Raw genomic sequence first — 15,643 nt, 5'->3', positions numbered from 1 at the left:
ATGGACAGGACAACAGCGGAACGTATCGCCAAGCGCTTCATCAGCCTGCCGCTGGAGCAGCGTCGCCAGATTCTCGACAAGATGATCGAAACCGGGCAGAGCTTCAGGCTCCTGCCCATCGTGCCCATCCGGCATGAGATCGGGCGCCTTCCCCTTTCCTATGCCCAGCAGCGCCTGCTTTTCCTCTGGCAACTGGAGCCGGACAATTCCTTCTACAACGTGCCCATGGCTGTCCGTCTGCACGGCCGGTTGGATGAGCAGGCCTTGCATCGTGCCTTGACGCTTCTGGTTCAGCGACACGAGAGCCTGCGTACTCGCTTCGTCTCGGCGGATGGCGAGTTCCATCAGGAGATCCTTGAGGATTCGCTGGTCGCGCTGGAGATCGTTTCCGTGGCAGGGCAGGACGAGACCTCGTTGAAGGCCCGCATCCGGGACGAATTCGCCCAGCCCTTCGACCTGCTCAATGGTCCCATGTTACGGGTCAAGTTACTGCGCCTGAGCGATACCGACCAAGTACTGACCTTGTGTCTGCACCATATCGTTTCCGATGGCTGGTCGGGCGAATTGATGGTGAAAGAGTTCGTGCAGCTTTACGAGGGGTTGCTGGAAGAGCGCACTGTCGAGTTACCGGAACTGCCGATCCAGTATGCGGATTATGCGATCTGGCAACGGGCCTGGCTGGAGGCCGGGGAGGGCGAGCGGCAACTGGCCTACTGGAAGGCGCAACTGGGTGAGGAGCAACCGGTACTGGAGCTACCCTTGGATCGTGAGCGGCCGGCCAGCCCCAGTTATCGTGGCGCGCTCGTCCAGGTCGAGATCCCCAAAGGGCTGGCCCTGGAGTTGCGAATACTGGCCCGCAAGGGGGGCCACACGCTGTTCATGCTGGTTCTGGCGGCAGTAGCCGTGGTGCTGTCACGCTACAGCGGTCAGTCGGACATCCGTATCGGTGCGCCCAACGCCGGTCGTAACCGCAAGGAGTTGGAAGGGCTGATCGGCTTTTTCATCAACACCCAGGTATTGCGCGTCCAGGTAGATGAGCGCGCCACCTTCGCCGAAATGATCGATCAGGTGAAAGACGTGGTCGCCGGTGCCCAGTCGCATCAGGACCTGCCGTTCGAGCAACTGGTGGATGCCCTGGTGCCGGAGCGGAACCTGAGCCACAACCCCCTGTTCCAGTTCAAGCTCAATCAGAATGTCGCCGGCGAAGCCAGGAAGCGCAAGCAACTGGGCGGATTGGAGGTGGAGGACTTTCCATTCGACGATGGAAGCGCACATTTCGACCTCGCTCTCGACTTCACCGACACACCGACAGGAATCGATGCGTCTTTCACCTATGCGACGGACCTGTTCGACTCCGCCACTATCGAACGCATAGCAGCCTCCTTGCGCAGGACTCTGGAAGCCCTGGTCCGGATACCGCATGCCCGACTACTGGAATGCCCCGAAAGTACCGCTCTATCTCAGGAGCAAGACAACCGGGTTTTCCCGCACGCCGATATGCTCTCGCTCTGGCAGCACGGCCTGCAACTCGGCGGGGAAGGGGCCGCATTGCGCTGTGGCGAGCAGACCCTCGGCTATATGGATCTGGAGCGTGCCTCCAATCGCCTGGCGCGCCACCTCCAGGCTCTGGGAGTAGGTAGCGGAACGACCGTGGCGCTCTGCCAGGAGCGCTCCGCCGGCTGGGTGACCGCCGTGCTGGCAGTGCTCAAGGCCGGCGGCCTGTATCTGCCGCTGGACAGCCAGCAGCCGGCCGACCGCCTGCAACAATTACTGGACGACAGCAGGGCCGCCCTGCTGATCCATGATCGCCATGATGGACGTTTCACCGATCTCCCGGGCCTGGATGTTCTTGCCTACGACCCCACCCTCTGGAGCGGATACAGCGACGAGCCGCTGTCGACGTGCATCGTCCCCGAACAACCGGCCTATGTCATCTATACCTCTGGCTCCACTGGTCAGCCCAAGGGGGTGGTAATCAGCCACCGGGCCTTGGCCAACTACGTGCAGGCTGCGCTCGACCGGTTGCAACTCCCCCTTGGGGCCAGCATGGCCATGGTTTCCACCGTTGCCGCCGACCTGGGCCATACGATGTTGTTCGGCGCCCTGGCATCAGGCAGGCCACTTCATCTGCTGCCCCAGGAGCTCGCCTTCGATCCCGACGGTTTCGCCGCTTATATGGCCACGCATCGGGTTGGCGTACTCAAGCTGGTACCGAGCCATCTTCAAGGCCTGTTGCAGGCCGCCAGGCCTGCGGATGTACTGCCCGAGCAGGCCCTGATCCTGGGCGGCGAGGCCTGCCCATGGGCTCTGGTCGAGCGGGTCGAGCAGCTCAAGCCCACCTGTCGGATCATCAACCACTACGGCCCGACCGAAACCACGGTGGGCATCCTCACCCATGAGGCAAGGCAGCGGTCAGAGGGTGGCCGCAGCGTTCCGGTCGGTCGGCCACTGGCCAACGGCCGAGCCGAGATTCTGGATGCCTATCTCAACCCCGTTCCCTTGCAGATTTCCGGCGAACTCTACCTGGGTGGGCAAGGCTTGGCGCAGGGCTACCTGGGCCGACCGGCCCTGACGGCGGAACGTTTCGTGCCTGCGGAGCAGGGGGAACGACGTTATCGAACCGGCGATCGGGCACGCCAGGGAAGTGATGGCCTGGTTGAATTCGTCGGCCGTGCCGACGATCAGGTGAAGATTCGTGGCTACCGGGTCGAGCCGGGCGAGATAACACAAATCCTGCAGAACCTTGAGGGTGTGAAGGAGGCCGTGGTTCAGGCCCTGCCACTGGAAAGCGACGCCTCCCGGCTGCAACTGGTGGCCTATTGCGTGGCGGAGGCGGGCGTAACGGTGTCCGTGCTGCAACAGGGGCTGCAGGCGCGTCTGCCGGATTACATGGTCCCCGCCCATATCCTCTTGCTGGAGCGCCTACCGCTGACGGCCAACGGCAAGCTGGACAGGCGCGCCCTGCCCAAGCCCGGTATTGTGGCCCAGGGGTACGTAGCGCCGGTGGGCGAGATCGAGGAAAAGCTGGCAGCGATCTGGACCGAGGTGCTCAAGCTGGAGCGGGTTGGCAGCCATGACAATTTCTTCGAGCTGGGCGGCGACTCGATTCTCAGCCTGCAGATCATCGCCCGGGCCAAACGCCAGGGCATCAAGCTGACGCCCAAGCAACTGTTCGAGAAGCAGACCATCGGTCAACTGGCACAGGTGGCCAAGCGGGTCGAAGACAAGAAGCAGGCCGCTACCGAGTCGGCAGAAAGAGTCGCCGGGCAGATGCCGTTGTTGCCGATCCAGTCGCGTTTCTTCGAACTGGATATTCCGCAACGCCATCATTGGAACCAGTCGGTGCTGCTCAGGCCGAACGAGCCGCTCGATCCGGAGTGCCTGAAAGCAGCCTTGAAGGTTCTGGTCGAACACCACGATGCGCTACGCCTGCGTTTCACCGGACATGATGGGAAATGGAGTGCCCGATTCCAGGATAGGGAAGAAGCGGAACTGCTGTGGCAGAAGGACCTGCTGGATATCAGCGAACTGGAAGCATCGGGCAATGAAGCGCAAGCCAGTCTGAGCCTGGATCAAGGCCCCCTGCTGCGAGCGGTGCTGGTGAACCTGCCCGATAACCGACAGCGACTGTTGTTGGTCATCCATCACCTGGTGGTGGATGGCGTGTCCTGGCGAGTTCTGCTGGAAGACCTGCAAACCACTTATCGGCAAGCCGTTCAGGGTCAGCCGTTGCGACTGCCGGCCAGGACCAGCTCGCTGAAACACTGGGCCGAACGGTTACATGCCTATGCGTCGAGCGAGGCTCTGCAGGCCGAGCAGGAATATTGGCTGCGAAGCCTGGGCGAGGCGGCGCAGGAATTGCCACGGGACAATCCCGATGGCGATGAAAGCGGACGCCAATCCCGCTCGGCCAGTACCCGTCTCGATGCGGAACTGACGCAGAAACTACTGAGACTGGCCCCGGCCGCCTACCGTACCCAGGTCAACGACCTACTGCTGGCGGCCCTGGCACGAGTGCTCTGCCTGTGGAGCGGACAGGACTCCGTACTGATCCAGTTGGAGGGTCACGGCCGTGAAGACCTGTTCGAAGACATCGACCTTACCCGGACGGTGGGCTGGTTCACCAGCTTGTTCCCGGTCCGACTGACGCCCCGTGACGATTGGGGCACGTCGATCAAGGGCATCAAGGAACAACTGCGATCGGTGCCGAACAAAGGCATCGGCTATGGAATCCTGCGCTATCTGGGGAGCGAAGATATCCGGCAAAGGTTGAGCCTGCTACCCGAAGCACGGGTGACTTTCAACTACCTGGGCCAGTTCGATGGCAGCTTCGCCCAGGATGAGGGCGCCCTGTTCGAACCGGCCAGCGAAAGCGCCGGACAAGCCCGCAGCGAAGAAGCGCCGTTGGGTAACTGGTTGTCCATCAATGGTCAGGTCTACGATGGAGAACTGCATCTGGAATGGACCTTCAGCCAGGATGTCTATCGGCCGGATGGCATCGAACGATTGGCTCGCGCCTACGAACAGGCCCTGGCAGACATCGTCGCGTACTGTGCGGATGAGAACAATCGCAGCGTGACCCCCTCGGATGTCCCGCTGGCCGGATTGAGCCAGGAGCAACTGGATGCGCTGCCATTACCCGCAGGGGAAATCGAGGATATCTACCCGCTGTCGCCGATGCAGCAGGGCATGCTGTTCCACAGCCTGCTGGAGCACGAGGCGGGCCACTACATCAACCAGATGCGGGTGGACGTGCAAGGGCTGGACGTCGAACGCTTCAGGGCCGCCTGGCAGGCGGTGGTCGACCGGCACGAGGTGCTCAGGGCTGGCTTCGTCGAGGTGGACGGACGTCCGCTGCAAGTGATCCGCAGACGGATGTCGATGCCCTGCGTCGAACTGGACTGGCGTGGCCAGCCGCAACTGCAGGACAGCCTGGATACCTGGGCGCAGGCGGACCGGCAACGGGGCTTCGACCTGGAGCGCGAGCCGCTGCTGCGGCTGGCGGTGATCCGCACCGGGGAGAACCGCCACCACCTGATCTACACCAACCACCACATCCTGCTGGACGGCTGGAGCGGCTCGCAACTGCAGGGCGAGGTGCTGCAGGCCTATACGGGCAAACCCATCGGGCACCCGGGCCTCCGCTACCGCGACTACATCGCCTGGCTGGGCCGGCAGGACCGGGCCGCCAGCGAAGCCTTCTGGCGGGAGCAACTCGGCGCCCTGGAGGAGCCGACCCGGCTGGCGGATTCGATCAGGCGAGCCGATGGCCGAACGGGGGAAGGCTATGGGGATCACGTCCAGCTCCTCGACAGCCGGCAGACCGCGGCGCTGAGCGAGTTCGCCCGGGCCCAGCGGGTGACGGTCAATACCCTGGTGCAGGCGGCCTGGCTGCTGTTGCTGCAGCGCTACAGCGGGCAGGCGACGGTGTGCTTCGGTGCCACCGTGGCGGGACGTCCGGCCGAGCTGCAGGGCGTGGAAGGGCAACTGGGCCTGTTCATCAACACCCTGCCGGTGATCGCCAGCCCTAGGTCGGAACAGCACGTGGGCGAATGGCTCGACCAGGTCCAGGCGCAGAACCTGGGCCTGCGCGAACACGAACACACGCCGCTGTACGAGATCCAGCGCTGGGCCGGGCTGGGCGGCGAGGCGCTGTTCGACAGCCTGCTGGTGTTCGAGAACTACCCGATCGCCGAGGCGCTGCAGCAGGGCGCGCCGAAGGGGCTGGTGTTCGAACGGATAGCCGTCCAGGAACAGACCAACTACCCGCTGACCCTGGCCATCGGCCTGGGCGAGACGCTGACGGTGCGCTACGGCTACGACCGCGGGCATTTCGACGCGGCGGGCATCGAGCGGATCGCCGGGCATTTCGCCCGGCTGCTGCAAGGCCTGGCCAGCGATGCCCGGGCCGCCATCGGCGAACTGCCGCTGCTGGACCCGGAGGAATACCAGCGGATCGTCCGCGACTGGAACCGGACCGAGGCCCGCTACCCGAGCGAGCACGGCGTGCACCAGTTGATCGAGGAGCAGGTGGCGAGGACCCCGGAGGCGGTGGCCCTGGTGTTCGGCGAGCGGGAGATGTCCTACGGGGAGCTGAACCGCAAGGCCAACCGGCTGGCACACCGGCTGCGCGAACTGGGCGTGGGTCCGGACGTGCTGGTGGGCATCGCGGTGGAGCGGGGCTTCGAGATGGTGGTGGGGCTGCTGGCGATCCTCAAGGCCGGCGGGGCCTATGTGCCGCTGGACCCGGAGTACCCAGGGGAGCGGCTGGCGTACATGATCGGGGACAGCGGCATCGGCCTGCTGCTGACCCAGCGGCACCTGCAGGACCGACTGCCGCCAACCGGCGGGGTGCGAAACCTGCTCCTAGAGCCGGACGACGATTGGCTGGAGGACTATCCGCAAGAAAACCCGGCCAACCGGACGGCGCCGCAAAACCTGGCCTACGTAATCTACACCTCCGGATCGACCGGCAGGCCGAAAGGGGCGGGCAATACGCATACGGCCTTGATCAACCGCCTGCACTGGATGCAGAAAGCCTACCGGCTCGATACAACGGATACGGTCCTGCAAAAGACGCCGTTCAGCTTTGATGTTTCGGTATGGGAGTTGTTCTGGCCGCTATTGAATGGGGCGCGGTTGGCGATCGCACGGCCCGGCGAGCACCGCGATCCAGAGCGCCTGATCGACACGATCGAGCGTCATGGGGTAACGACCCTGCATTTCGTGCCCTCGATGCTCCAGGCTTTCATCTCCGTCGAACACATCGAAGGCTGCCGGAGCATCCGCCGGCTCGTGTGCAGTGGCGAGGCACTCCCAGCGGAGCTTGCTCGCAAGACCCTGGAAAGAATGCCCACGGTTGGCCTGTTCAATCTGTATGGTCCGACCGAAGCGGCTATCGATGTGACCCATTGGACTTGTGATCATGTCGATCCCGAGGGCGTGCCGATCGGCCAACCGATCGATAACCTGAAGACCCACATACTGGAGGAGAGCCTTCATCCAGTAGCACCGCGTTGTTGCGGCGAGCTGTATCTGGGGGGAGTGGGGCTTGCCCGTGGTTACCACAACCGCCCGGGCTTGACCGCCGAACGCTTCGTCCCCGACCCGTTCGATAGCAGCGAACAGGGCGGCGGTCGCCTGTACCGTACCGGCGACCTGGCCCGCTACCGGGCCGACGGGGTGATCGAGTACCAGGGCCGTATCGACCACCAGGTGAAGATCCGCGGCTTCCGCATCGAGCTGGGCGAGATCGAGGCCCGCCTGCAGCAACACGAGGCGGTACGCGAGGCGGTGGTGATCGACATCGACGGGCCGGGCGGCAGGCAACTGGCCGCCTACCTGGTGCCCGACGACCTGGCGATGCTGGACGGCGACGAACGCCAAACCGGACTGCGCGGCGAATTGAAGGCGTACCTCGGGGCAGCACTGCCGGACTACATGGTGCCGGCGCACCTGGTGTTCCTCGCGCGGCTGCCGCTGACCCCCAACGGCAAGCTGGACCGCAAGGCGCTGCCCCGGCCGGACGTCAGCCTGCTGCAGCGGGCCTACGTGGCCCCGGCGAGCGAACTGGAGCAGCGGATGGCGGCGATCTGGGCCGAGGTGCTCAAGGTCGAGCGGGTAGGGCTGACGGACAACTTCTTCGAACTGGGCGGCCACTCCCTGCTGGCCACCCAGGTGATTTCCCGTGTACGCCAGAGCCTGGGCATCGAGCTGCCCCTGCGCGCCCTGTTCGAAGCGCAGGATCTGGCCAGTTTCGCCGGGCGGGTCGGTCAGGGCCAGACCAGCCGGGCGCCCGCCCTTGAAAAGGCCGACCGCGGCCAGCCCCTGGTCGCCTCCTACGCTCAGCAACGCCAGTGGTTCCTCTGGCAACTGGAGCCCGGGAGCGCCGCCTACCACATCCCGGCGGCGCTACGCCTGAAAGGCGCCCTGGACATCGAGGCCCTGCGGCGCAGCTTCGAGGCCCTGATTCGGCGTCATGAGTCCCTGCGCACCATCTTCCGCCAGGACGGTGAGCGGACGATCCAGGTCATCCCTCCCAGCGGTAGCCTCTGGTTCGAGCAGGAGCCGCTGCCGGCGGATGCGGCCATCGGCCTGGACGAGCGGATCCGGGCCCGGGTGGAAGCCGAGGTCCAACGCCTGTTCGACCTGGAGCGGGGCCCGCTGCTGCGGGTGAAGCTGCTGCGCCTGGACGAGGACGACCACGTGCTCGTGCTGACCCTGCACCACATCGTCTCGGACGGCTGGTCCAGCCCACTCATGGTGGACGAGCTGGTCCACCTGTACGAGGGCTACAGCCAGGGCCGCGAGGTGACGTTGCCGGAGTTGCCGGTCCAGTACGCCGACTACGCCCTCTGGCAGCGCCAGTGGATGGAGACCGGCGAACGGGATCGGCAACTGGACTACTGGACCGCACAACTGGGCGGCGAACAGCCGGTGCTGGAGCTGCCCGGCGACCGGCCGCGGCCGGCCGTGCAGACCCATGCCGGAGCCCGGCTGGCCGTCGAACTCGACGGCGAACTGGCTCGCTCCCTGCGGGAACTGGCCCGGCGGGAGGGCGTGACCCTGTTCATGCTGCTGCTGGCCAGCTTCCAGAGCCTGCTGCACCGCTACAGCGGGCAGGACGACATCCGGGTGGGCGTGCCGATCGCCAACCGCACCCGGGCGGAAACGGAAGGGCTGATCGGCTTCTTCGTCAACACCCAGGTGCTGAAGGCCGAATTCGAGCTGCAGACCACCTTCGTCGAGCTGCTGCGCCAGGTGAAACGGACCGCCCTGGAGGCCCAGGCGCACCAGGACCTGCCGTTCGAGCAACTGGTGGAGGCCCTGCAGCCGGAGCGCAGCCTGAGCCACAGCCCGTTGTTCCAGGTGATGTACAACCACCAGACGGCGGCGAAGGGCGCGGCGCGGACCCTGCCCGGACTCCGCGTGGAAGGGCTGGCATGGGAGAATCGTACCACCCATTTCGACCTGACGCTGGACACCTATGAAAGTGCGAACAGCCTGAGCGCCTCGCTGACCTATGCCACCGACCTGTTCGATGAACGGACTATCGAACGGCTTGCCCGGCACTGGTTGAACCTGCTGGCCGGCATCGTCCGCCAGCCGGAACGGCGCATCGGCGAACTGGCGCTGCTGGACCCGGAGGAATACCGGCGGATCGTCCAGGCGTGGAACCGGACCGAGGCCCGCTACCCGAGCGAGCGCGGCGTGCACCAGTTGATCGAGGATCAGGTGGCGAGGACACCGGAGGCGGTGGCCCTGGTGTTCGGCGAACAGGAGATGTCCTACGGGGAGCTGAACGGGAGAGCCAACCGCCTGGCGCACCGGCTGATCGAACTGGGCGTGGGCCCGGACGTGCTGGTGGGCATCGCGGTGGAGCGGGGCTTCGAGATGGTGGTGGGGCTGCTGGCAATCCTCAAGGCCGGTGGGGCCTATGTGCCGCTGGACCCGGAGTACCCGCGGGAGCGGCTGGCGTACATGATCGGGGACAGCGGTATCGATCTGCTGCTGACCCAGGAACACCTGCAAGACCGGCTACCGTCAACCGACGGGGTGCAAAACCTGCTCCTGGAGCCGGGCGACGACTGGCTGGAGGGCTATGGCGAAGAGAACCCGGCCAGCCGGACGATGCCGCAGAACCTGGCCTACGTGATCTACACCTCAGGCTCCACCGGGCAGCCCAAGGGGGTCACCATTAGCCATGGAGCCTTCTCCATGCATAGCCAAGCTGTAGGCCAATGTTATGGGCTGACGGTAAATGATCGTTTGCTGCAATTTGCTTCGATCAGCTTCGATGCGGCTGCCGAGCAGTTGTTCACACCGCTTGCCAACGGGGCCGCAGTCGTACTGGGAGATGTCAGGCAATGGTCGGCTGTGCGTTTAGCCGAGGAGGTGGAGCGTAGTGGCATCACTGCTCTCAACGTGCCACCGGCTTACATAGATCAGATCTCGGATGCTTTAGAGGAGGCGCATCGTCATATCGATGTGCGAATCTGCATCCTTGGAGGAGAGGCCTGGAAGGCAGGATTGCTGGGGAAGGCCGTACGTGCCGGACAGGTTTTCAATGCCTATGGGCCGACCGAGACCGTTATCACGCCTCTGGTCTGGCAGGTTGAATCCGATGAGTTCGTCGGCTATGCGCCCATTGGCAAGCCGGTAGGGCAGCGCCAAGCCTATCTGCTCGATGACAGTCTGAATCCTGAACCTCAGGGCAATATCGCTGAGCTTTATCTGGGAGGAGAAGGGCTCGCGCGCGGGTATCTGAACCGTCCCAGCTTGACCGCCGAACGCTTCGTCCCCGACCCGTTCGACGACAGCGAGCAGGGTGGCGGGCGCCTGTACCGCACCGGCGACCTGGCCCGCTACCGGGCCGACGGGGTGATCGAGTACCTGGGCCGCCTCGACCACCAGGTGAAGATCCGCGGTTTCCGCATCGAGCTGGGCGAGATCGAGGCCCGGCTGCAGCAGCACGAGGCGGTGCGCGAGGCGGTGGTGATCGACGTCGAGGGGCCGGGCGGCAGGCAACTGGCCGCCTACCTGGTACCCGACGACTCGGCGATGCTGGAGGGCGACGAACGCCAAACCAAACTGCGCCGCGAATTGAAGGCACACCTCGGGGCGGCGCTGCCGGACTACATGGTGCCGGCGCACCTGGTGTTCCTCGAACGGCTGCCGCTGACGCCCAACGGCAAGCTGGACCGCAAGGCGCTGCCGCGGCCGGATGCCAGTCTGCTGCAGCAGGCCTACGTGGCCCCGGCAAGCGAACTGGAACAGCGGATCGCGGCGATCTGGGCCGAGGTGCTCAAGGTCGAGCGGGTGGGCCTGACCGACAACTTCTTCGAGCTCGGCGGCGACTCGATCATTTCCCTGCAGGTGGTCAGCCGGGCCCGGCAAGCCGGTATCCGCTTCACGCCCAAGGACCTGTTCCAGCACCAGACGGTGCAGGGACTGGCTACGGTGACCCGTCTAGGCGACGAAGGCGGTGTGCATGTTGACCAGGGTCCGCTCAGCGGAGAAACCGCGCTGCTGCCGATCCAGCAGTACTTCTTCGAAGAGGCCATCCCCGAGCGGCACCACTGGAACCAGTCGCTGCTACTCAAGCCAGGCAGGGTCCTGGACGGTGCCCGGCTCGAACAGGCCGTGCAGGCCCTGATCGACCATCACGATGCCTTGCGTCTGGCGTTCGTCGAAGACCCGGCGGGCCATTGGAGCGCCCGCTACCGTCCGGCCAGCGAACGGCAGTCCGTGCTCTGGCAGGCCGAACTGCGCTCCGCGGAGGAACTGGAACGGCTGGGCAACGAAGCCCAGCGCAGTCTGAACCTGCAGGAAGGTCCCCTGTTGCGGGGGGTACTGGCCGAACTCGCCGACGGCAGCCAACGCCTGTTGCTGGCGATCCATCACCTGGTGGTGGACGGCGTGTCCTGGCGGATCCTGCTGGAAGATCTGCAGACGGCCTACGGGCAATTGGAGCAGGGGCGGCCGGTCAGCCTGCCAGGCAAGACCAGCTCGACCAGGGCCTGGGTGGAGCACCTGCAAGGCTATGCGAACAGCGAAGCCGGGCAACGGGAACTGGCCCACTGGCGGGAGCAGCTCGAAGATGTCGCCGGCGAACTGCCCTGCGACAACCCCGCTGGCGGCCAGCAGAACCGACATGCGGCGCATGCGACCACCCATCTGGCGCGCGACTGGACACGCCGCCTGCTGCAGGAGGCGCCGGCCGCCTACCGCACCCAGGTCAACGACCTGCTGCTGACCGCCCTGGCCCGGGTACTCACCCGCTGGACGGGCCAGGCCGCCGCCCTGGTGCAACTGGAAGGCCACGGACGCGAGGATCTGTTCGACGATGTCGACCTGACCCGTACGGTGGGCTGGTTCACCAGTGTATATCCGGCGAAGCTGTGTCCGTCCGAAACGCTGGACGGCTCGATCAAGGCGATCAAGGAGCAGTTGCGGGCCATCCCGAACAAGGGCATCGGCTTCGGTATCCTGCGTTACCTGGGCGACGAGCCGACCCGGCAATACCTGGCCGGATTGCCGGTGCCGCGCATCACCTTCAACTACCTGGGCCAGTTCGACGGCAGCTTCGACCGAAGTGAGGAACATGCCCTGCTGGTCCCCGCGGGCGAAAGCGCCGGCGCCGAGCAAAGCCCGGATGCCCCGCTGGGCAACTGGTTGTCGATCAACGGGCAGGTCTATGGCGGCGAACTGAGGCTGACCTGGACCTTCAGCCGGGAACGCTTCGCCGAGGCGACGATCCAGCGCCTGGCCGACGCCTACGCCCGGGAACTCGAGGCCCTGGTCGAGCACTGCGGCCAAGCGGAACACCGCGGCGTGACGCCCTCGGACGTCCCGCTGGCCGGCTTGAGCCAGGAGCAACTGGATACTACGCTGCCGGTCCCCGCTGGGGAGATCGAGGATATCTACCCGCTGTCGCCGATGCAGCAGGGCATGCTGTTCCACAGCCTGCTGGAGCACGAGGCGGGCCACTACATCAACCAGATGCGGGTGGACGTGCAAGGGCTGGACGTCGAACGCTTCAGGGCCGCCTGGCAGGCGGTGGTCGACCGGCACGAGGTGCTCAGGGCTGGCTTCGTCGAGGTGGACGGACGTCCGCTGCAAGTGATCCGCAGACGGATGTCGATGCCCTGCGTCGAACTGGACTGGCGTGGCCAGCCGCAACTGCAGGACAGCCTGGATACCTGGGCGCAGGCGGACCGGCAGCGGGGCTTCGACCTGGAGCGCGAGCCGCTGCTGCGGCTGGCGGTGATCCGCACCGGGGAGAACCGCCACCACCTGATCTACACCAACCACCACATCCTGCTGGACGGCTGGAGCGGCTCGCAACTGCAGGGCGAGGTGCTGCAGGCCTATACGGGCAAACCCATCGGGCACCCGGGCCTCCGCTACCGCGACTACATCGCCTGGCTGGGCCGGCAGGACCGGGCCGCCAGCGAAGCCTTCTGGCGGGAGCAACTCGGCGCCCTGGAGGAGCCGACCCGGCTGGCGGACTCGATCAGACGAGCTGATGGTCGGACGGGGGAAGGATACGGGGATCACGTCCAGCTCCTTGACAGCCGGCAGACCGCGGCGCTGAGCGAGTTCGCCCGGACCCAGCGGGTGACGGTCAACACCCTGGTGCAGGCGGCCTGGCTGCTGCTGCTGCAGCGTTACACTGGGCAGACGACGGTGAGCTTCGGCGCCACCGTGGCGGGACGTCCGGCCGAGCTGCAGGGCGTGGAAGGGCAACTGGGCCTGTTCATCAACACCCTGCCGGTGATCGCCAGCCCCCGGGCGGAACAGCGCGTGGTCGAGTGGCTCGGCCAGGTCCAGGCGCAGAACCTGGGCCTGCGCGAACACGAGCACACGCCGCTGTACGAAATCCAGCGCTGGGCCGGGCTGGGCGGCGAGGCGCTGTTCGACAGCCTGCTGGTGTTCGAGAACTACCCGATCGCCGAGGCGCTGCAGCAAGGCGCTCCCGAGGGCCTGGTGTTCGACCGGGTGACCACTCAGGAACAGACCAACTACCCGCTGACCCTGGCCATCGGCCTGGGCGAGACGCTGACGGTGCGCTACGGCTACGACCGCGGGCATTTCGATGCGGCGGACATCGAACGGATCGCGGGGCATTTCGCCCGGCTGCTGCAAGGGCTGGCTAGCGATGCCCAGGCAGCCATCGGCGAACTACCGCTGCTGGACCCGGAGGAATACCAGCGGATCGTCCACGACTGGAACCGGACCGAGGCCCGCTACCCGAGCGAGTGCTGCGTGCACCAGTTGATCGAAGAGCAGGTGGCGAGGACGCCGGAGGCGGTGGCCCTGGTGTTCGGCGAGCGGGAGATGTCCTACGCAGAGCTGAATCGAAGAGCCAACCGCCTGGCACACCGACTGATCGAACTGGGCGTGGGTCCGGATGTGCCGGTGGGCATCGCGGTGGAGCGGGGTGTCGAGATGGTGGTGGGCCTGCTGGCGATCCTCAAGGCCGGCGGGGCCTATGTGCCGTTGGACCCGGAGTACCCGGGGGAGCGGCTGGCCTACATGATCGGGGACAGCGGCATCGGCTTGCTGCTAACCCAGCGGCACCTGCAGGACCGGCTGCCCTCAGCCGACGGGGCGCAGAGCCTGTTCCTGGAGCCAGACGACGACTGGCTGGAGGGCTATGGCGAAGAGAACCCAGCCAACCGGACGATGCCGCAGAACCTGGCCTACGTGATCTACACCTCGGGCTCCACCGGGCGCCCCAAGGGCGCGGCGGTGCGAATCGGCAGCTTCGTCAACCTGCTGCACTGGTACCGGGCCGCCTGCGAACTGACCGCGGACGACCGGGTGCTGCTGCTCAGCTCCTACAGCTTCGACCTGACCCAGAAGAACCTGTACGGCGTGCTGTGCGCGGGAGGGCAGTTGCACATCGCCCCGGCGGGCTACGACCCGGACAGCCACCGCCGGCAGATCGGAAAACACCGGCTGAGCGTGCTCAACTGCGCTCCGAGTGCCTTCTACCCCCTGCTGCAGGGGGATCGCGCCGAACTGGCCAGCCTGAAACACGTCCTCTTGGGGGGCGAGGCTATCCAGCCGGGAGAACTGGCGGAGTGGCTGGGCTCGCCCCAGGCGGCGAACGTCTCGATCCACAACACCTACGGTCCGACCGAATGCACGGACGTGGTGATCGCCCGGGCGACGCCGGGAAGCACGGTGCCGGGGCTGAGCGCCCTGCCGATCGGGCGGCCGCTGCCCGGGGTCAGCGCCTATGTCCTCGACGGCTCGGCCGGGCCGGTCGCCCTCGGGCAGGCGGGGGAACTGCATATCGGCGGGGACTGCGTGGGCGAGGGCTACTGGCATCGTCCGGGCCTGACCGCCGAACGCTTCGTCCCCGACCCGTTCGACGACAGCGCGCAGGGCGGCGGGCGCCTGTACCGTACCGGCGACCTGGCCCGCTACCGGGCCGACGGGGTGATCGAGTACCTCGGCCGTATCGACCACCAGGTGAAGATCCGCGGCTTCCGCATCGAGCTGGGCGAGATCGAGGCCCGGCTGCGGCAGCACGGGGCGGTACGCGAAGCGGTGGTGATCGACGTCGAGGGAGCGGGCGGCAAACAACTGGCCGCCTACCTGGTGCCCGACGACCCGGCGATGCTGGAGGACGACGAACGCCAAACCGGACTGCGCGGCGAACTGAAGGCGCACCTCGGGGCGGTGCTGCCGGACTACATGGTGCCAGTGCACCTGGTGTTCCTCGCGCGGCTGCCGCTGACGCCCAACGGCAAGCTGGACCGCAAGGCGCTGCCCCAGCTCGACGCCAGCCTGCTGCAGCGGACCTACGTGGCCCCGGTGAGCGAACTGGAGCAGCGGATCGCGGCGATCTGGGCCGAGGTGCTCAAGGTCGAGCGGGTGGGCCTGAGCGACAACTTCTTCGAGCTGGGCGGCCACTCCCTGCTGGCCACCCAGGTGATTGCCCGTATCCGCGAGCAGCTTGGTATCGATATGGCTCTAAGGGAGTTGTTCGAATTGCCCGTTTTAGCTGAGTTCAGCCAAGGTGCTCAGGAAAAATTCGGTCAGATCGAACCACTTCAGGGAGAGTTGGCTAAATCTCTGGAGACCCTCAAACGTCTTACAGCGGAGGAAATTGATGAGCTGATTTCTTAGG

Annotated in this window: 1 protein-coding gene; it reads left to right on the top strand. The window is 65.8% G+C overall.

Annotated elements, in window-relative coordinates; genetic code table 11:
- Complete coding sequence (locus tag AVCA_RS11685; RefSeq protein WP_012701128.1) at positions 1-15,642, top strand: non-ribosomal peptide synthetase; 15,642 nt, start codon at positions 1-3, stop codon at positions 15,640-15,642.
- Position 15,643 lies beyond the last annotated feature (1 nt).

The sequence above is a fragment of the Azotobacter vinelandii CA genome, from assembly GCF_000380335.1.
Classification (GTDB): domain Bacteria; phylum Pseudomonadota; class Gammaproteobacteria; order Pseudomonadales; family Pseudomonadaceae; genus Azotobacter; species Azotobacter vinelandii.
Note: the sequence above shows the minus strand (reverse complement) of the source record. Positions and strands in the feature narration are given on the sequence as shown.